Origin of the sequence: Paenibacillus gyeongsangnamensis, from assembly GCF_027533625.1 — a bacterium.
In the GTDB taxonomy this organism is placed as follows: Bacteria; Bacillota; Bacilli; order Paenibacillales; family NBRC-103111; genus Paenibacillus_G; species Paenibacillus_G gyeongsangnamensis.
Genome location: NZ_JAQAGZ010000018.1, coordinates 171,289 through 188,456 on the forward strand (window position 1 = coordinate 171,289; position 17,168 = coordinate 188,456).

A 17,168-nucleotide genomic window follows, 5' to 3' on the forward strand; every position below is an offset into this window, starting at 1 on the left:
AGGGTGTGCACTCCACCGCTTCGCAGAGCAAGCAAATTTCTGAAGACCGTCATCTGCGGGCTCCTGTTCTTGCAGTGTACCGGCTGCTGGGACCGGCTGGAAGTCAACGATCTCGCGATTATTTTGGCGGCAGGCCTTGATCAGGGCAAAGGGAATTTACTCGAGCTCTCGGTCCAGGTGTACATTCCGGGCCCTCCCTCAGGAGGCGACCAATCGGGGATGGGCAGCACAAGCAAGACAGGCGGCGGGAAAACCTTGGTCCGGTCGGCGGAAGGCACTACGTTTGCCGATGCCGTGTCGAAGCTGCAGGAGAAGCTTCCGCGCCGCATCTTTTGGGGCCATGACGATACCTTTATCTTCAGCGACGAAGTAGCAAAAGGGGACATTCGCGAACATATCGACTTTATCATGCGGGCTCCGGCCCCCCGCGAGCGGGCGAATGTATTTATTTCCAAAGGTCCGGTCAAGGATGTGCTGGCGCTGGTCCCGCCCTTGGAGAAGAGCACGGCGGAAGTGCTCCGGGAACTGGCCAAAGGGCAGACCGGACTTAAGGTGTCGGTGAAGGATTTAGCGGAGATGATGATCGGCGACGCCCAGGCGGCCGCCCTTCCCTTGATCCGTATCCTTCCGGCGGAGCCGGGAACGAATCCTAAACAAACGGTCGCCTATATTCACGGTTCGGCAGTTATTAAGAAGGGCAGGATGATCGGAACGATTAACGATCGTACGACCAGAGGCTTGCTGTGGCTAAGGGATGAAGTCAAGACGGCTACCGTTACGATTAAACCGGAGGAGGGGCCGGGTTATGTTACGTTGACCCTGTTAAGAAGCTGGACGCAATTGGTTCCGCGGATCGACGGCGACCGCTGGAGCATGACGGTCAAGCTCGAAACCGAAGACGATGTCGTTCAGAATACGACCAACATCAGTTTAGTGGATCCCGAAGTAACGGAGCGTATGGAGAATCAACTGGAGGCCGAGATTGCCAAACGGGTGCGGACGGCTCTTGTGCAGCCCCAGACGCAATTGAACGCGGATATCTTCGGCTTTGCGGAGGCCTTCCACCGGAAGTATCCGAAGGAGTGGAAAAAAGCGAAGGACCGCTGGGACGAGATCTTCCCTAAGGTCGAGGTAACGATCGTAGCCCGAAGCAAAATTTTGCGTACCGGTCTTGCCAGCGTCAATACCGTCAAACCGAAAGAAGAGGTGAAGAAAAAGTGAGATGGGGTTCCTTTATCGTCATCACGCTGCTCGTGATCGCCATCTTCCTCTACGAGCGGCCCCATATGAAAGACTACTCGAAAAAAGAGAAAAGGGCGCTCGCTTCGCTCACAGTGACGGGCTGGCTGCTGACCCTGCTGCTTGTGCTCTTCCCCGACCTCCCGGGACCTACTCAGCTGATACAGTTCATCTACCATCCGCTCGGCAAGCTGCTGGAGTAAGCTTGACGGGAGGGGGCCAAGGGACCGGGCCGAGCAACCGCCGCCGTTAAACGCTCCGTTCGGGTGACTCCGGTTCTTCCGCGGAGCGGAAGCGTTCTTTGCCAAAGAACAGATAGAACAGCAGGGATATGATCGAATATACCACCGCCGTGATGGTAAACGTATAGGCGTAGCCGTAGTAGGGACCCCAGCGCGATACAAGCCCGGTGGAGATCGGTGCGGCGATGAACCAGCCCAAATTAAACATCGCTTCTCCCGAGCTTGAGGCCAGTCCGCGCAAGGAACGGTCGACATATTTCATTTTGACCGTGTTATAGAACGGGTTCGCCGCATTCATGAGCGCCTGCCGGAACAAATAGCCGGCGCTCGCCAGATAGAAGTTCGTGGTGTATCCCGTGAGCAGCAGGAACGGGATGGAGCTGAGCTGAAGCAGCACGACGGCCTTGGCTTCTCCGATCCTCCGCGAGATGGCCGGACCTAATAGATAGGCCAGAGCCGTGGCTCCTTGTCCGAGCGAAACGACAACCCCGATGACGGTCTTGGAAACCTCGAACCGGTCGGCAAAATACACGTTCAGATAGGGTACGACCATGCCTCCCGCCGTCGAGGAGAGCAGCCCGAGCAGCGCGAACAGGCCGATGACCTGCAGGGAGGATTTATGGCGCTTTGCCGCCTCCCGCAGGGGCATAGGCTCTCGGGTTACGCTCTTTGGAGCCATTCCCCCGTCATCCGAATACATCAATACGGGAATAAGCCCGAGCGCGGCGATGCCGACCCCGATCAGGAGCGTAATCTGCAGGCTCAGCACTTCCCCGAGACCGAAGCCGAACTGCAGCGTATCGCCGAGATAGCCGCCGAGGACGTTCCCGATCACGCTTGCGAGCATCGTAAGCGCGAGGTTGAAGCTGAACAGATGCACCCGCCGCCCAGGAAAGCGGTCGCCGTCAGCGCATGCTCTCCTACGAGCAGCGACCGAGCCGTTAAGGCGGCCAGCACGCAAAAGAGCCCGAACGGGATGACCCGCTTCGGTCCGAATTTGTCATTCAAGATGCCCGCAGGAATCAGAACGATGGCGGAGGCTATGGCCGTCATCCCTACCAGATGGCCTACCATCGTTTGCTCGTATCCCATGGACTTCACATATAAATTGTAAACGAGACCGAACATCCCGATCCCGAGGTTCCATACGAAGTTAAAGAGAAGAAAGAGCCGGATGTTGCGGCTATATTGAAGCAGCTGCAGCTTCCATTCATGGATTAACGTAGTCATGTCCTAAGATTAACCGATTTGCGCCAAGAGTGGAATATCTTTTTTGACTAATGGTAAATAACATTAAATCCTTTACAATACCCGCTATATTCTTAACGGCACAAGCATTATATAATAGAAAGGAAATTACTTTCGTCATAGGCGGGTAGATCTAACCCATGGAACAAACCTTTATGAAGCTCATCGGGGAATTCGGTTATCTGGGTATTTTTGCGGCACTATCGCTGGGCATTATCGGACTTCCGTTTCCCGACGAAATCCTGATGACTTTCGTAGGATACATGGTTCATCAAGGGATGCTCTCCTACGAGCTGTCGCTGCTCAGCGCCTGTCTCGGCGCCATCTGCGGAGTTTCGGTCAGTTATTTCCTCGGGATGAAGCTGGGGCTTCCTTTTCTCCGCAAGGTCGGACCCTATATCTTTATCACCGCCGACAAAATCGAGAAGTCGCAGGTGCTGTTTCAAAAATACGGCTTCTTCTTAATCTTCGTAAGCTATTACGTTACGGGACTCCGGCATATCGCCGCTTATTTGGCCGGGATCTCGAGAATGAAATTCCGGTATTATATGCTGGTAGCCTATACGGGGGCGTCTCTTTGGTGCTTCGTCTTCATTACGGCAGGCAAGATCTTGGGCAATCATTGGCGGAGGATGCAGGAATTCATGGACCAGATCGGAGTTTTCGTTCCCACTCTGATCGCCGTGATGGTGATTGCGGCCTTGGTGGCGTTCAAGATCAAGCGCAGCAAGGCGAAGCGGAAGGAGTCGGAGACGGAGCAGCAGGGAGGCGGGTCGATGGAGGCGTGAGAGATTGATGGCAAACCCGCTTAACCCCTCGCAGGATAACCGGCAAAAAGGATCTGCCCTGCGGCAGATCCTTTCGGCTTCACATCTTTAATGGTCCATAACGGAGCCGTCGACATGCAGTCTGGTTTTAAAAGCCCGCGGCTTGAACGGATATTTCTCTTCCGCTCTTTCCGCCAATTCGATTCCGATACCCGGTGCATCCGGAATGAGCAAATACCCGTTCTCCAGCGTGACGACGCTTTTGACAATCTCGTTCTTGGGCGCTTCATTCTCTCCGATCGGATATTCTTGAATCGCGAAATTCGGAATGCACGCCGCCAGCTGAATGCAGGCTGCCGTACTCACCGGACTGAGCGGATTATGAGGCACCACCTGCACGTCGAACGCTTCGGCTAATGCCGCAATTTTCTTGGCGCCCGTCAGGCCCCCTACAATACACACGTCCGGACGCACAAACTGGACGGCGTTGCGTCTAAGCAGCATGGCGAACTCTTGAGGCGTATGGAGTCTTTCTCCTGTGGCGATAGGGATGTTGATATGCTCCGCAATATAGGCCATCGAGTCCAAATTATCCGGCTTCGTCGGATCCTCGAAGAAATAAGGCCGGAACGGTTCGATGGCGTTAGCCAGCACGATGGCGTCCGCCGGACTTAACCGCCGGTGAATCTCGATGCACAAATCCACCTCGTCCCCCACCGCTTTCCGATACTGTCTTACCCGGTCGACGGCGCGGTTGATCATCTGCGCATTCGATTCGAACGGAGTCACTGTCCCCCGGGGCAGATCGAGTGCCCCCGAGAAGCTGATAGACGGGAACGCCGTAATATTTGCCCGCAATGTCCCACAATGCAATATCTATGGCGCTAAGCGCGCCCATGATTCCAATATACACCAATGAAAAGACAAGCCTGATGGGATAACTTTGGATCGGTTTGCTTTTTTTTCAGGTGGGCCCGTCAGCGCCAACTTACCGGTTTCGTCTGCACTTTGGTATGGAACATTTTTTGCAGGAGGTTCTTCTTTTGTTTCTGTTCCAAAATCCTTTTGACCCCATAGATAAGCAGCCTGGGTCTTAGCTCATCCTCATAGCTTAATTGCTGAAGTTCTTTATAAAAATGCTCATTCACATGGGCTATGGTCTTCACACTCGTTCACATGTACTCCATTCTATGTAATGTAATGTTCTTCTAGATGATTGAAATTGCAAGAAAAGTCGAGTGTTTCATGGACTGGCACTAAAGCTTATTCCTGTATAATCGCCCTAAAAGCACTCAGCAGGACACTAACAAATAGAATTCGATGATCCACAAAGGATTCAGACTATTGATCATCAAAAATCCCCCATTAGACAAAAAAATCACTCTTAGAGTGATTCCAGGCTGTAGAGAGACCCATAAAATAGAGAAATTTGCCCTGGTACTCCGGTGGGGTATCCCCCTCCGGCCGCTGTTGTTATCGGAAAATGTTCAATTTATTCGCTATGCAGCGGTCATTTTCCGATAACAAAGGCGGGTGCTATCGCTCCTACAGGGGATACCCCACAATACTACCTTTTGCATTTTTCTCCATAACCGGGTTTCTCGTCAATTTGAAATCACTCTTAGAGTGTTACAGGGATGACAGAGCAAAATCCAACAGCTCGATTAATTCCCGATTTCTTTTCCGTGCTGTAGGTTCGCCCATGACGATGGCAATCACTCGGGCATTTTGTCTTTTCGCTGTTGCGGTAAGACAGTATTTGGCTTTTGGTGTGGTTCCGGTCTTTAAGCCGTCAACACCCCTATAACTTCCTAGCAAGGTGTTCGTATTTTTCAACATCATTCGTCGTCGACGATTGCTTTGGATCCTTGCGTATCTCAATGCGGTTAACTTTAGAATTTTCTTATGTCTAAGAAGCGTTTTAGACATGATAAGCATGTCATACGCACAGGAAAAATGATTTTTATGATCCATTCCGTGCGAATTTACGAAATGCGTATTGGCTAGGCCTAGTGCCTTCGCTTTGTTGTTCATAAGCTTAACGAAGCTGGCTTCGGTACCTGCCATATGCTCCGCCAACGTGACCGCCGCATCGTTGCCCGAAACAAGAACAATTCCTTTGAGCAAATCCCAGAGCTGCAAAACTTCCCCCGGTCTTAAGAATAGACTTGAGCCTCTTGTTGATGCTGCATGTCTGGAAACGGTAACCCGATCGGTTACTTTCATTTTTCCGTATCGTAGCCTTTCCATAGCAAGGAGTAATGTCATGATCTTTGTCATGCTGGCGGGGGGCAGCTTCTTGAAGGGATGCTTTTTAAACAAAATTTTACCCGTATCCACGTTAGCCGCGATAGCCGATTTGGCAAACTGAGCGTACTTCATCATGCATTCTCTCTGTTTTTGAAATACATTCGCTTCAGATACGCTACCGTTTTGTTCATTCTGATCTGATGTGACCCCTTTACAAGAATCGTCGTTCCCGGTTGTATAACTCGAACTAATGCCTTGTGAAGCTGTGCCCTAGAGACGAAGCTATGCAAGTTTTGAGTGGGAAAGCCTGTTTCTTTGGCCCCGGCGATAATCTGTGAGGCGCCTTTTCCAATGGCGTATACTTTGGTGATGTTTTTCCGTGCTGCATGCCTTCCTATTTCTTTATGGCCTTTGACTGAATAGGCTCCTAATTCCAGCATGGAACCTAGTACTGCAATTTTTTTCTTTTTGCCAATAGCGGATAATACATCAAGGGCAGCTTTTACCGCATCCGGATTTGCGCTGAAAGAATCATCGATTATTCTTATGCCTCTTCCCAAGTCGTATACGTACAAACGTCTTTTTTGCTTTTCATAGGTTTTGAGGCCATCCTGAATCTGCTTCGGCGTAAATCCCAAACGATGTGAAATGCCAATGGCAAACAAAGCGTTATAAATATTATGCATTCCTAGAATAGGGATATAGAAACGGTATTCTGTCCCATCGAGTTTCACCCGGAATGTCATTCCACGCTTGGCATAATGGACTTGACCCGCACGGTAATCGGCTTTGTTGCGGATTCCGATTCGCACGATGCGGCCTTTGAACCCCTTCGTGTGCAGCAGTTTGGAATGGCGGTCGTCGGCGCTTAGCCATAAGGTGCCTGACGTTTTCATGTAACGGATTAATTCCGACTTCGCCTTGGCTATACCCTGGATTCGGCCGCCAAAATTGCCGATATGGGCCCTTCCAATATTCGTGATAACCCCTATATTGGGACGAATATATTGGCAGTGGCGTTTGATGTTTCCGTAATACTGCATACCATATTCTAAAACAGCTGCTCGATGGCCGGGACGGAGCAATGCGGCATACCTTTTGGTGTCTGACATGGCATTTCGATTTCTGGGGGATTTGAAGATTTTCCAACGTTTTTTCAATATCGCGGCAATCATTTCTTTTGTTGTCGTTTTTCCGGAGCTGCCGGTGACCGCAATGACCGGTTTGTTCGGAATTGATTTTTTCCCCATATTCTCCATCCACCGCCAATCGTTATTCTCAAGCACCCTCAAAGACTTATCCCTTGGTGATCACTTTTTACTGTTATTTTAAGGGATAGTTATTTTGTCCCAACAGGGATACACGCCCATGAATAAAATATGCGGACGTTTTGGCGAACGCCAGCGAGGCATTACAGAACGCGGACGAACTAGAGGAAGGCGTTTAGGCGGGAGTTTGTTAGGGGTAATTTCGTCAATGCTACATATCATGGTCTGCGAATGATCCGGACCTCATTGAACTTCTAAGGGCTTGGAATCAGCCCAAGAGAGTCAAGAAAAATATAGTTTTGATTTGATCAATATTGAAAGATGTGTGTTCATTACTCCCATTTTACTTTTTTCATAATTTCTTATAATTAAGTTCATTAAGTAATAGTCAACACAATTGGAAGGGGTTACAAAAATGAATAAGCAGACAAAACAATGGGGGTTGCTCTCGCTTACTGCGATGCTAGCTCTAAGTATGACAGCCTGCGGTTCAAATAATAAATCAAGCGGAGCAAGTAATCCAGGTCCATCTTCTGGAGATACAGGCAATAAGCCCGTAAAACTGCGTATTGTATGGTGGGGCTCGCAAGCCAGACATGATGCTACATTAAAAGCATTAGATTTATATACCAAAAAACATCCTAATGTTACTTTTGAGCCTCAATTTTCAGGAATTGACGGATATGCTGATAAGTTGGCAACTCAAGCAGCTGCTAAAAATGCGCCTGATATCATTCAAATGGATGCTAAATGGCTTGCTGAATATGCGGCAAGAAATCAATTGGCGGATCTATCCAAAGGTATTCGGACGGACGATATTGATAAATCTCTTGTAGATTCAGGGAAATATAAAAATAAACTCTACGCAATTCCGCTTGGTAATAACGCGAACGGAATGATTTATAACAAGAATATTGTAGATAAACTGGGAATCACTCCCCCGCGCAATGATTGGACATGGGATGAGTATTTTCAATTTGGAAAGGATGCCAAAGCAAAGCTCGGAAAAGATAAATATGCACTGATGGATGCTACGTCAGATTATGATACCTATACTTCCTATCAAGTCAGCCAAGGTAAAGGTTATCCGATTACTGAAGATGGAAAGTTTAATGTTGATAAAGAAACTTGGCTAGGATTCATTAAAAAGTATGCGGAGCTAAGAAAAGAAGGGATCGTTCCTCCTCCAGAAATAACAACAACGGATGTAGAATATGATGCGAAAGCGGATCTGATGAATAACAATAATGTACTGATCAGACGAACTTTGGCTGCTATATTCCCAGGTTATGAAAGCATGAAACCGGGTGCCTATACATTAGTTAAAACACCTAAAGCCGCACAATCCGGCGGTTGGCTAAAACCTGCAATGTTTTGGTCAGTAAGTGCAGATTCCAAGAACATCGAAGAATCAAAAAAGTTTATCGATTGGTTTGTAAACGATAACGAAGCTGCAGATATCCTTACAACATCAAGAGGCATTCCGGTTTCCAAGAAGATACTTGAATATTCACAGCCTAAGTTTACTGACGCCGATAAGCTTCAAGGTGAATTGATCAAGAATGTTGGTCCCGACGCTCAGCCTTTCAATGCGGGAGCAAAAGGTTGGAGCAATTTCACTTCAAAGGATTACAAAGATATCGGTGAAAAAGTATTATTCGGTAAAGAAACTCCAGAAGCGGCTTATGACGAGCTTGTGAAAAAGGCAAAAGACTATCAATAGTAAATTAGTAAAAGGGAACGGAACTTTGAACACCATTCCAGAGAATTTCGAGCACACATCTAAAGCGATAGGACCAGAAACTATATCCTGCCCCTCAATCGTTTTCAAATCATAATGTTTTTGCTATACTTTCTTGCGAATATCTTCTAGCCCTCTTGACTGTGTCCAGCAGCGCAAGTGGGTTTTTCTTTTTTTAGCTCAATATCACTAGCGTTGCATTAATTTTCTCTGAATGTTCATAATATTCTGTCTTTTTATCATCAGGGCATAAAAAAATCCTTTACAATGAAATGGCAGGTAGTTCCTGTCCATAATCCACTGAAAAGGATTAAGCCCATGGACAAGGATACTCTATTTTCTTCATTTGGTAAATGGTTAGCACCCATTTGTACGAAATCGTTCACGGAAAAAGTGAAGGAAACGAACCAAGATAAGTACGTCAAGAAATTCACTACGCTGTCCTATCTGAAGCTATTCCTTCATGCTCAGATTCAGCAGCGGGACGGACTGCGTGAAATCGCCGATGATGTGCTTTCGAAAGACTTCCAGAAAGAACTTGGGTTGAAATCGATCTCTGCCGCTCAATTGAGTCGGAAACATAACCAAGTCGATTCCGCTTTGCTGGAGCATGTTTTTATGCAGTTGGTTTTACGTATTCGCCAACATACAGCGCCCTCCATGTTACGGAAGGATTTTAAAATCATTGACTCCACAACCATCGGACTGTGCTTGCAAAAGTACAAATGGGCAGAATTCCGAAAAACAAAAGCAGGTATTAAACTGCATTTCCGGCTGGAATACATCGATGATGAGACGGTCGTTCCCGAGAAAGTGACGATCACCTCGGCAAAAAAGAATGATCGAACTCAGATGGATGCTTTAGTCAACGAACTCGGAGTCACCTAGCGGCTACATCGACTACGGGAAGTTCGATGATTACTGTGACCGCGGCATTTTCTTCGTGACCCGAACGAAGAAGAATACGATGATTCGTCCGATAGAATCCTTTAGCTTGCCGCCAGAGAGCGCCGTTCTTACCGATGAAATGGTCTATGTCGGTACCCCGCAAAAGAGAATGGAAAACGTGCTGCGTCTGATTCACACGGTAGATTCCGAGGGTAACCCTGTCGCCATTTTAACCAATCGATTTGATCTGAATGCCGATGAAATTGGACAGATCTACCGGGAACGGTGGGTGATTGAAACCTTTTTCAAATGGATGAAGCAGCACATCCGGATTAAGTCGTTTTACGGAACAAGCGAACAAGCCGTTATGAACCAAATATGGACAGCACTGATTGCTTTTTGCTTACTGGTATTGGTGAAACTGGAAACAAGAACTCGTCACAGCCTGCTTCAGCTCTACCGATGGTTGAAAATCTTGTTATGGGATTCCGTTCAAGACTGGATGGAACGAATACATCGCTTGCCTCAAAGGATATCCGAGGGCAGACGGAAAAAGCAATAAGTACCGTTGTTGGATGGATGAGTAAATTACCATATAATTACCAAATGGACAGAGCTACCTTTCAGAGGTGATCGACCTTTTGGCGATGCGCCTTGAATCGTTGTTCAGAATAATTCGACAACTTATCCAAACGATTTTAATGCAACGCTAGTGGCTCAATATACATTGCTGTTAATTCGATGTGAAACTGTTTGCGGGAATCTTCCATCACCACTTCATCGCTTTGCAGATAGTCCAGAAGGTTTTCGAGGAACCCAACGCTTCGTTTTGAATAATGATCGTGTAAAGCATAACATAGGTCTGCAGTTTGATCATCCATCATAGCGTTCGAGTGCTTCAACGTAGGGCTGAATGTGCTCCTTGGACAATTCGAGCGGGAGCAAAAATCAGAACGCGTTCATTTTGTCATGATAGAGCGACACAATAAAGGGCTGAGGAACAGAGCTAAGCCTCCCTTTGGATATGACCTCGTGAACGGGCAGTTGATTGTTAACGAAGAGCAGGCGGAAATTGTGAGGAACATATTCAACTGGTACGCTTACGGTGACGAGAACGACGCATGTGGCTTTCGAGAACTTGAAGTAAAGTTGAATCGAGGCAAGGGGCGGGAATGGACTTATTCAAGCGTCCGATATGCTCTGATGAATCCGGTATATTGCGGGAAACTCCGCTGGTGCAACAAGTGAATATGCTTTTTCCGGCGTGCTCAAATGTGTTAGATGCGGCAAGGCGATGGTGGGGTTTAGCCGCGGCGCGAGATTTTGCCGATGCACTGGCCGATCGAATGTCGGTACATGCAACATGCCTGCCATTCATTCCGGAAGATTAGAGCAAGCTTTCCTTGCAGCGCTGGATTACGATTCCGATCAAATGCGGAAGCTTATCGACGTTCCGGACCGGTCCGACGAGATAAAAAGCAGACGGGAAGCTCTCGAAGCAGAAATAGAGCAGATCCGGAAACGCAAGAAGAAATGGCAAACCGCTTACGCTGACGACGTCATATCCTTGGACGATTTGTGGGAGCGTACAAGAGAAGACGCCGAGAAGGAGAAGGAATTATCGCAGGAGTTTGCCGCGCTACCACAGGGGCGCTCGAACGTTTGGACAAGGGAAATGATAGCGGAAGTCCTAGCGGACGCCAGAGAGGCATTGCTTAGCGCGGATGAGGCAGGGAAGAAGGCGTTTATTCGGGAGTTTTTTGAGAGGATTACTGTTGATGCCCAGAAGCCGAAAGGAAAACCGGCACCTGGTCGATACAGTATGCCGGTCATTTTAGAGCTTGTTCCCCGTCAATCAAAATCGTATCTCTGCTCTTTAAACGGATCACTTTGGCGATCTTAAAGATACCGAAGTTTGAGCATTTCACCGATTCTGTGTCAGCCCCGTTGGCACGGCCGAACTATCCGGGCTGCCGGAACGGGAAATCCAGCTGCAGAAGCTTTCCCAATCACGTCATGTGCCGAAACGATATAGTAGGTTGCAATAGAATAGGCTTGCGAGGGCGGTCGGCTAATCTCCCGGAAGGGAGGTGATGCCATGGAGATATTTCAAGCGCTGCAATTGATGTTCCTGTTCGGAATGCTTATTCTGGCGCTGCTTGCCTACCTGCAAAAAAATAGACCGCCCTCGTCCAAACCTATCCTGATTAAGCCTATTTTATTTACATTAAAATCATCATAACTTAATATCAAATTAATTAATCATATTAGAAAATAAACTAATCTAATTAATAGAAATGTACAACAAATTCTATTATTATGAGGAGATGTAACGATGAGGAGAATGGTTAAGTATTTTTTAGCAGTCACAACACTAACTGTAACAGTAATTGGAAGTAGTAACAGTGCCTTTGCTGCTGTCAACAGTAATGCAGATTTTATGGGTAACTTTGCTACAACCATCACGCATGAAGATTTACCCAATAGTCCTGGTTTTTATGTCAGCGGGGATGCTCAAAGATTACAACCATTAGGAGGAACTGTGAGTTCTTTAGCACAATTACCCCATTAATGATTTTCTGAAACAAAAATGAATAAGGATTAAACGAAAGCCTAACTCTAGCGGATGTCGCGATGAGTTAGGCTTTATTTTGGACTGAACCATGATGTGGAATTTTTTGTTTGAGAGAGGATTGCTTTTGATACTGCGAAATCGAAAGGAACACCGCCACGCGCCATTCAGCATCCGATGATGTTACAACTCGTACGCCGTCAATCGAAATCGTACCTCTGCTCAAGCCAGGGATCGCCATACATATGATAGCCGTTCCGCTCCCAGAAGCCCGGCTTATCCTTCGCCATGAACTCGATGCCGCGCAGCCACTTGGCGCTCTTCCAGAAGTACAGGTGCGGCACGACCGCGCGGACCGGGTACCCGTGCTCCGGGGTCAGCAGCTGCCCGTTGTGCCGGATGCCGAGGAACGACGTCTCCCGCAGGAAATCCTCCAGCGGCAGGTTCGTGTTCCAGCCGTGCTCCGCGTGCAACATCACGTACTGCGCTTCCGGCTTCAGCTTGACATGCTTCATGATCTCGCTGACGGCAACGCCTTCCCAGACATTGTCCAGCTTCGACCAGGTGGTGACGCAGTGGATATCGTTCCTGAACTCCCGCATCGGCAGCGCCATGAAATCCTTGTAGCTGAACGTAACCTCATCTTCCACCAGACCTGCGATGCGCAGGTCCCACTTGCTCATGTCATTGTAATAAAGCACGCTGCCATAATGCAGCACGGGGAAGCCCTCCGTAAGCGTTTGTCCGGGAGGCACCCGGTCCTGCAATGCTTGCTTTGTCCTGTCATCCATTATAATTCCTCCTCTGCTTTTTCCTGGTTAACCTTATTGTATCCTAAATCCCAAGCCTCCTTCCAATCGGCTCAAGAAAAGCCGGCCAATGGCAGAAATACCTCGATCGTCGTACCGTGTCCGACGCTGCTCTCAATCCGGATGCGGCCGCCGTGATGCTCGATGATCTTGTAGCTTACCAGCATTCCAAGCCCCGTCCCCGCTTCCTTCGTCGAGTAGAACGGTTCCCCGAGGAGACGCAGCTGGGCCTCCGAAATGCCGCAGCCCTGATCGGTTATCCGCACCCGGATCTCCCGTTCGTCCTGAACGCCCATCTCCACGCCGATCATGCCGCCCTGAGGCATGGCCTCGATCGCATTTTTAATAAAATTGATAAATATTTGCTTGATTTGATTCGGATCGCATTGAATATAGCAGTAGGATTCCCGGATATTCGGCTCGAGCACAATATTTTGCAAGATCGCCTGAGCGTCGATGAGCACCAGGACCTCCTTCAACAGCAGGCCCAGATCGACCCGCTTCATCTGCGTCGCTTGAGGCTTGGCCAGCATCAGAAGCTCGCTAATAATGAGCTCGATCCGCTCCAGCTCCTCCTTCATAATCGGGAGAAACCGCTGGACGTACGATTCGGAATGGGACATCAGATGCACGAAGCCCTTCAGCGCCGTAAGCGGATTGCGAATCTCGTGTGCGATGCCGGCGGCCAATTGGCCTGCGATAGACAGCTTCTCGGATTTGCGCAGCAGCTCGTCCTTCCGCTTCTGATCGGTTATATCCTTCGCGATAATGTAACAGCCGACCATACGGCCGAAGATATAGATCGGAACCGGCGTAGCCAGAATGTCCAGCGGATAGCCCTCCCGGTGACGAAGCTGCAGCTCCGTGCTGCTCATGACCCCCTCGTTCAGCAATTGATGAAGGAGGGTTCCCGAGAACATCCTATTGTCGCCGTATTGCAGCTCGGTCATATGTATACCGATCAGCTCGCTGCCGAGGTAGCCGGTCATGCGCTCTGCCGCCGGGTTGACGGAAGTGATTGCGCCCTGCAGGCTTAAGGAGATCACGGCATCCAGATTGTACCGCTTCAAGGACGTATACCGGTCCACGCTCTCCTCCAGCATTTGCAGCATCCGTTTTTGCTCCGATATATCCTGCACCGTTCCATGCAAGCTCAAGAGGCGCTCCCCGGAATCAAATGTCGCTACGCCCTGAATCCGGATTGATTTGACGATATCCCCCGGCAGCAGCAGCCTGCATTCGGCTGACAGCTCCCTAAGTCCAAGAGACTGCCGCAGCTCTTGATCGAGCCGTTCCCTGTCATCCGGGTGGACCCGCTCCAGCAGCGCGTGGAGAACGTCCTCCAGCCCATTCGGTTCCAGCCCGAAAATATGGAACAGCTCCTCCGACCCATGAAGCCGCTTCGTCGTCATATCGTAGTGCCAGCTTCCGATGCTGGCAATCTGCTGGGCTTGAGCCAAGCTTCGTTCGCTCCGGCGGAGCGCCTGCTCCGCTTCATACCGTTCCGTCACATCCCGGCTGATGCAGAACATCTTATTCGCCTCGTTCGAGCTGATCTCCACCATCCGCAGGGTCGTTTCGAACCACAAATAATGGCCGTCCTTGTGCCTGATCCGGCATATAAAGATGTCTTCCGGGCTGAAATCTCTTTGCTTAAGCCAGATCAGATCGTCCGGATGAACGAGTTCGAACCAGTAACCGCCGAGCAGCTCTTTCGGATTGTAGCCAAGCAAGGTTTTGACCGACGGGGACAAATATTGGATCCGTCCGTCCAGATTATAGGTGATGATGTCCTTCGTATGCTCTGAGATCAAGTTATAGAGCAGCTCAGCCTCTTTTACCTGAATCTCGGCCGTTTCGAGATGCTGCGCCTCCTTAAGGTAGCCGATGTAATAAGAAGGGCTTCCCTCTGCCGTACGGATCAGCGTCACGAGCAGCTCCGCTTTAACGAAATAACCCAAACGGTGAATATACCTTTTCTCCCAGCAATATTGATCCGATTCCCCGCTTAGCAAACGTTTTAAAATTAGATCCTCCGCCGCCCAGTCGTCGGGATGGGTGATATCGCGGTAATTAACGTTTAGGATTTCTTCCTCGCTGTAGCCGATGAGACGGCAAGCGGAAGGGTTCGCCGCGAGGAAGAAGCCTTCCACCGAAACAAGCACCATGCCGATAGGCGAAAAATGAAAGCTGTTCTCATAATACTCTCGAATGAGCATAAGGAGTCCCCGCTTTGCTGTAAAAGTATAGGCTTATCCGGAGGCCAGACGCTGGGCCAATCGATGCGAGGCGAGCACGCGGTCTGCTCGGACCGTACATTCCTCCGGACGCCGCAGTGTGCTCAAATAATGATTCACGATCCCGGCAAAGCCCCGCCGCTCCAGAATCGTGTCCCAGCTCCCAAAGGCCAGCGTCTCCGGATTCCGTCCCGGCTCGGCCCATACCGCCTGCTCCAGGTTCACGACCTCCGCCGAACGGAGACTTCCGTGCAGCTCCAGCTTCTCCAGATCGCTACCCGCCCGGCGGACCATACTGAACTGCCCGGTCCGTTCCCTGTCCCAGCTTAAGCTCCCGGCGCCGATCAGCAGTCTCCCTTCCTCATCCGTCCGCTGGCGATATTCCGATACCTCATAATCGTCCCCGCCCAGCCAGACGAGAAGATCGAGCATATGGATGAGATCATCATACAGCGTCTGCTTCGCCGGTAGCGGCTGCAGCCGGGTCCGGTGCTTGGAAGCGACCGCCAAATCAAATCCTCCGGCTTCTTCAAGCCAGGCCTTCGTTTTAACGTACATGGGGGCGAATCTCCGATTGAATCCGACTCCGAGCAGCACCCCCCGGTCCAAAGCCGTCTGGGCCATTCGCCGGGAAGCCTCGTCGTCGTACGAAAGCGGCTTATCCACATAAACGGCAGTACCGCTGCGGAGGCAAGCCATAACGATTTCCTCATGCGTCTCGGTCGGCGTATGAACGAATACCGCGTCCGGCTTCCGGTCGAGCAGCTCCTTCAATGTGTAGCACCGGTCCGTCCGGTATTGCGCGGCCAAGCGTTCGACGGTAGCGGATGACCGGCTCGCTATGCCTGCAATGACCGTCTCCGGATGTGCTGAGAGCAGCGGGAGATACACCTTCTGGGCGATGTCTCCAAGTCCAATGATCCCGATTCTAGGCTTCAAAATCGTCCCTCCTAACATCAATCAAGAAAATTTTACAGGGGCTCCCTGAAGTTGATCTATTTCAAAGGCCGCTTCCCTTATGGTAGAATAGAATTGCTGGCTATGTTTGTACCAAATTGTATGTCATCTGGAGGACCGCCATCATGTCGAAAAGGAAAGCCCTGCTTCTAGCCGGGTCCGTTATTGCGTTCGGTATCCTGATTGCCTGCGCCGTTCATTTTGAATCCACCGAATACCTGTATATTGCAAGCGCACTGCCGATTCTGATTGTCCTGCTGCTGCCCGACATTCGACAAAATCAATTTATCGTTCTTAAGAAAAACAGCGGCATCCGCCTCATCAAACAAACCGAGGGGCAAGAAACCCTGCTGGTCATCGAATTTACCCCCGGGTCCATCCTGTGGGACAGAACAATGCTTTACTTCGATCTGAACCAGCTGTCGGAAGCCCGGCCGGTAAGCAAATCTTCCGAGCCTTCCGCGTCGTTGTCCGTGCTTTCATTCGATCTGTCGCTTCACCCTCGCAAGCCGAACTGGATCGGCATCCGCTTGAACCAGATTTCGGAGCGTACCCGCAGCTTGTCTTACACGACAGAGGAAGTGACGCGGCTGGTCATCCGAATGAGCGATCTGGAAGAAACAGCCGTACAAATGCTTAATCATACCGGCGCTTCGGCGCCCGGCAAGAGCAAGAGCTTGCAGGCTTGACCGGGCCGGCGGGAGATACTCCCGCCGGTTTTTTTTGTTGATAAGATTTCACTAGCGTTGCATTAAAATCGTTTGGATAAGTTGTCGAATTATTCTGAACAATGATTCAAGCCGCATCGCCAAAAGGTCGATCACCTCTGAAAGGTAGCTCTGTCCATTTGGTAATTATATGGTAATTTACTCATCCATCTAACAACGGTACTTATTGCTTTTTTCGTCTACCCTCGGATATCCTTTGAGGCAAGCGATGTATTCGTTCCA

The 17,168-nt window shown here is 49.6% G+C and carries 19 protein-coding genes and 1 pseudogene; 11 read left to right on the top strand and 9 right to left on the bottom strand.

What is annotated here, in order from left to right:
* Positions 1 to 3: 3 nt before the first annotated feature.
* The gene (locus O9H85_RS25215; protein ID WP_269884173.1) at positions 4 to 1,221 is read left to right on the top strand and encodes a Ger(x)C family spore germination protein; all 1,218 of its coding nucleotides are present in this window, start codon (positions 4 to 6) and stop codon (positions 1,219 to 1,221) included.
* Positions 1,218 to 1,442, top strand: coding sequence for a hypothetical protein (locus O9H85_RS25220; RefSeq protein WP_269884174.1), 225 nt, complete (start codon positions 1,218 to 1,220; stop codon positions 1,440 to 1,442). The genes O9H85_RS25215 and O9H85_RS25220 overlap by 4 nt, the downstream gene beginning before the upstream one ends.
* Positions 1,443 to 1,488: 46 nt before the next feature.
* Here O9H85_RS25220 and O9H85_RS25225 read toward each other — a convergent pair whose 3' ends face one another.
* Both O9H85_RS25225 and O9H85_RS25230 read right to left on the bottom strand, forming a co-directional pair.
* Positions 1,489 to 2,316 carry an MFS transporter gene (locus O9H85_RS25225; protein ID WP_269884175.1) on the bottom strand — a complete coding sequence of 276 codons (828 nt, stop codon included), beginning with the start codon at positions 2,314 to 2,316 and terminating at the stop codon, positions 1,489 to 1,491.
* A complete protein-coding gene (locus O9H85_RS25230) occupies positions 2,313 to 2,711 on the bottom strand; it encodes an MFS transporter (RefSeq protein ID WP_269884176.1) in 399 nt (132 codons plus the stop codon). The genes O9H85_RS25225 and O9H85_RS25230 overlap by 4 nt, the downstream gene beginning before the upstream one ends.
* A gap of 158 nt (positions 2,712 to 2,869) precedes the next feature.
* On the opposite strand from O9H85_RS25230, the gene O9H85_RS25235 reads away from it, so the two are divergent.
* Positions 2,870 to 3,517, top strand: a complete 648-nt coding sequence (locus tag O9H85_RS25235) for a DedA family protein (RefSeq protein ID WP_269884177.1) — start codon at positions 2,870 to 2,872, stop codon at positions 3,515 to 3,517.
* A gap of 87 nt (positions 3,518 to 3,604) precedes the next feature.
* Here O9H85_RS25235 and O9H85_RS25240 read toward each other — a convergent pair whose 3' ends face one another.
* The 4 genes and pseudogenes from O9H85_RS25240 to O9H85_RS25250 all read right to left on the bottom strand — a co-directional run bounded on the left by O9H85_RS25240 (position 3,605) and on the right by O9H85_RS25250 (position 6,996).
* Positions 3,605 to 4,258 carry a mandelate racemase/muconate lactonizing enzyme family protein gene (locus O9H85_RS25240; RefSeq protein ID WP_409348200.1) on the bottom strand — a complete coding sequence of 218 codons (654 nt, stop codon included), beginning with the start codon at positions 4,256 to 4,258 and terminating at the stop codon, positions 3,605 to 3,607.
* Positions 4,259 to 4,307: 49 nt separating this feature from the next.
* Positions 4,308 to 4,388, bottom strand: a pseudogene (locus O9H85_RS37915) (hypothetical protein); the annotation flags it as partial.
* Positions 4,389 to 5,125: 737 nt separating this feature from the next.
* Positions 5,126 to 5,881 (bottom strand): D-alanyl-D-alanine carboxypeptidase family protein, encoded by a 756-nt coding sequence (locus O9H85_RS25245; protein WP_269884179.1) that lies wholly within the window; start codon positions 5,879 to 5,881, stop codon positions 5,126 to 5,128.
* Positions 5,878 to 6,996: a UDP-N-acetylmuramoyl-tripeptide--D-alanyl-D-alanine ligase gene (locus O9H85_RS25250; RefSeq protein WP_269884180.1), complete on the bottom strand. Its 1,119-nt coding sequence runs from the start codon at positions 6,994 to 6,996 to the stop codon at positions 5,878 to 5,880. Before O9H85_RS25250 ends, O9H85_RS25245 begins: the two co-directional genes overlap by 4 nt.
* 433 nt (positions 6,997 to 7,429) lie before the next feature.
* On the opposite strand from O9H85_RS25250, the gene O9H85_RS25255 reads away from it, so the two are divergent.
* The 7 genes from O9H85_RS25255 (at position 7,430) to O9H85_RS25280 (ending at position 12,215) form a co-directional block, all read left to right on the top strand.
* Positions 7,430 to 8,737: an ABC transporter substrate-binding protein gene (locus O9H85_RS25255; protein ID WP_269884181.1), complete on the top strand. Its 1,308-nt coding sequence runs from the start codon at positions 7,430 to 7,432 to the stop codon at positions 8,735 to 8,737.
* Positions 8,738 to 9,073: 336 nt separating this feature from the next.
* Positions 9,074 to 9,643 carry a DUF4372 domain-containing protein gene (locus O9H85_RS25260; RefSeq protein WP_269884182.1) on the top strand — a complete coding sequence of 190 codons (570 nt, stop codon included), beginning with the start codon at positions 9,074 to 9,076 and terminating at the stop codon, positions 9,641 to 9,643.
* A 55-nt stretch (positions 9,644 to 9,698) separates the two neighbouring features.
* Complete coding sequence (locus O9H85_RS25265) at positions 9,699 to 10,205, top strand: transposase (RefSeq protein ID WP_269884183.1); 507 nt, start codon at positions 9,699 to 9,701, stop codon at positions 10,203 to 10,205.
* 407 nt (positions 10,206 to 10,612) lie between these two features.
* Positions 10,613 to 10,891, top strand: coding sequence for a recombinase family protein (locus tag O9H85_RS37920; protein WP_409348201.1), 279 nt, complete (start codon positions 10,613 to 10,615; stop codon positions 10,889 to 10,891).
* 16 nt (positions 10,892 to 10,907) lie between these two features.
* Positions 10,908 to 11,546, top strand: coding sequence for a recombinase zinc ribbon domain-containing protein (locus O9H85_RS25270; RefSeq protein ID WP_269884184.1), 639 nt, complete (start codon positions 10,908 to 10,910; stop codon positions 11,544 to 11,546).
* A gap of 195 nt (positions 11,547 to 11,741) precedes the next feature.
* Positions 11,742 to 11,885 carry a putative holin-like toxin gene (locus tag O9H85_RS25275; protein ID WP_269884185.1) on the top strand — a complete coding sequence of 48 codons (144 nt, stop codon included), beginning with the start codon at positions 11,742 to 11,744 and terminating at the stop codon, positions 11,883 to 11,885.
* Between the two features lie 93 nt (positions 11,886 to 11,978).
* The gene (locus O9H85_RS25280) at positions 11,979 to 12,215 is read left to right on the top strand and encodes a hypothetical protein (protein WP_269884186.1); all 237 of its coding nucleotides are present in this window, start codon (positions 11,979 to 11,981) and stop codon (positions 12,213 to 12,215) included.
* A gap of 200 nt (positions 12,216 to 12,415) precedes the next feature.
* Here O9H85_RS25280 and O9H85_RS25285 read toward each other — a convergent pair whose 3' ends face one another.
* From O9H85_RS25285 to O9H85_RS25295, 3 genes are all read right to left on the bottom strand, one after another.
* Positions 12,416 to 13,006, bottom strand: a complete 591-nt coding sequence (locus O9H85_RS25285) for a sulfite oxidase-like oxidoreductase (RefSeq protein ID WP_269884187.1) — start codon at positions 13,004 to 13,006, stop codon at positions 12,416 to 12,418.
* A gap of 71 nt (positions 13,007 to 13,077) precedes the next feature.
* Entirely contained in the window at positions 13,078 to 15,243 is a 2,166-nt protein-coding gene (locus O9H85_RS25290) for a PAS domain S-box protein (protein ID WP_269884189.1), read from the bottom strand.
* 33 nt (positions 15,244 to 15,276) lie between these two features.
* On the bottom strand, positions 15,277 to 16,200 hold the full coding sequence (locus tag O9H85_RS25295; protein ID WP_269884190.1) for a Gfo/Idh/MocA family protein: 924 nt from the start codon (positions 16,198 to 16,200) through the stop codon (positions 15,277 to 15,279).
* 143 nt (positions 16,201 to 16,343) lie between these two features.
* Here O9H85_RS25295 and O9H85_RS25300 point away from each other — a divergent pair, with 143 nt between their 5' ends.
* Entirely contained in the window at positions 16,344 to 16,907 is a 564-nt protein-coding gene (locus tag O9H85_RS25300) for a hypothetical protein (protein WP_269884191.1), read from the top strand.
* The last annotated feature ends 261 nt before the right edge of the window (positions 16,908 to 17,168 follow it).

What these genes read in the sequence shown, in the direction of transcription:
- O9H85_RS25255 (WP_269884181.1), top strand. Translation starts at nt 7,430, where the DNA reads ATGAATAAGCAGACAAAACAATGGGGGTTGCTCTCGCTTACTGCGATG.
- O9H85_RS25240 (WP_409348200.1), bottom strand. Translation starts at nt 4,258, where the DNA reads ATGATCAACCGCGCCGTCGACCGGGTAAGACAGTATCGGAAAGCGGTG.
- O9H85_RS25290 (WP_269884189.1), bottom strand. Translation starts at nt 15,243, where the DNA reads ATGCTCATTCGAGAGTATTATGAGAACAGCTTTCATTTTTCGCCTATC.
- O9H85_RS37920 (WP_409348201.1), top strand. Translation starts at nt 10,613, where the DNA reads ATGATAGAGCGACACAATAAAGGGCTGAGGAACAGAGCTAAGCCTCCC.
- O9H85_RS25300 (WP_269884191.1), top strand. Translation starts at nt 16,344, where the DNA reads ATGTCGAAAAGGAAAGCCCTGCTTCTAGCCGGGTCCGTTATTGCGTTC.
- O9H85_RS25260 (WP_269884182.1), top strand. Translation starts at nt 9,074, where the DNA reads ATGGACAAGGATACTCTATTTTCTTCATTTGGTAAATGGTTAGCACCC.
- O9H85_RS25230 (WP_269884176.1), bottom strand. Translation starts at nt 2,711, where the DNA reads ATGACTACGTTAATCCATGAATGGAAGCTGCAGCTGCTTCAATATAGC.
- O9H85_RS25280 (WP_269884186.1), top strand. Translation starts at nt 11,979, where the DNA reads ATGAGGAGAATGGTTAAGTATTTTTTAGCAGTCACAACACTAACTGTA.
- O9H85_RS25245 (WP_269884179.1), bottom strand. Translation starts at nt 5,881, where the DNA reads ATGATGAAGTACGCTCAGTTTGCCAAATCGGCTATCGCGGCTAACGTG.
- O9H85_RS25285 (WP_269884187.1), bottom strand. Translation starts at nt 13,006, where the DNA reads ATGGATGACAGGACAAAGCAAGCATTGCAGGACCGGGTGCCTCCCGGA.
- O9H85_RS25250 (WP_269884180.1), bottom strand. Translation starts at nt 6,996, where the DNA reads ATGGGGAAAAAATCAATTCCGAACAAACCGGTCATTGCGGTCACCGGC.
- O9H85_RS25235 (WP_269884177.1), top strand. Translation starts at nt 2,870, where the DNA reads ATGGAACAAACCTTTATGAAGCTCATCGGGGAATTCGGTTATCTGGGT.
- O9H85_RS25275 (WP_269884185.1), top strand. Translation starts at nt 11,742, where the DNA reads ATGGAGATATTTCAAGCGCTGCAATTGATGTTCCTGTTCGGAATGCTT.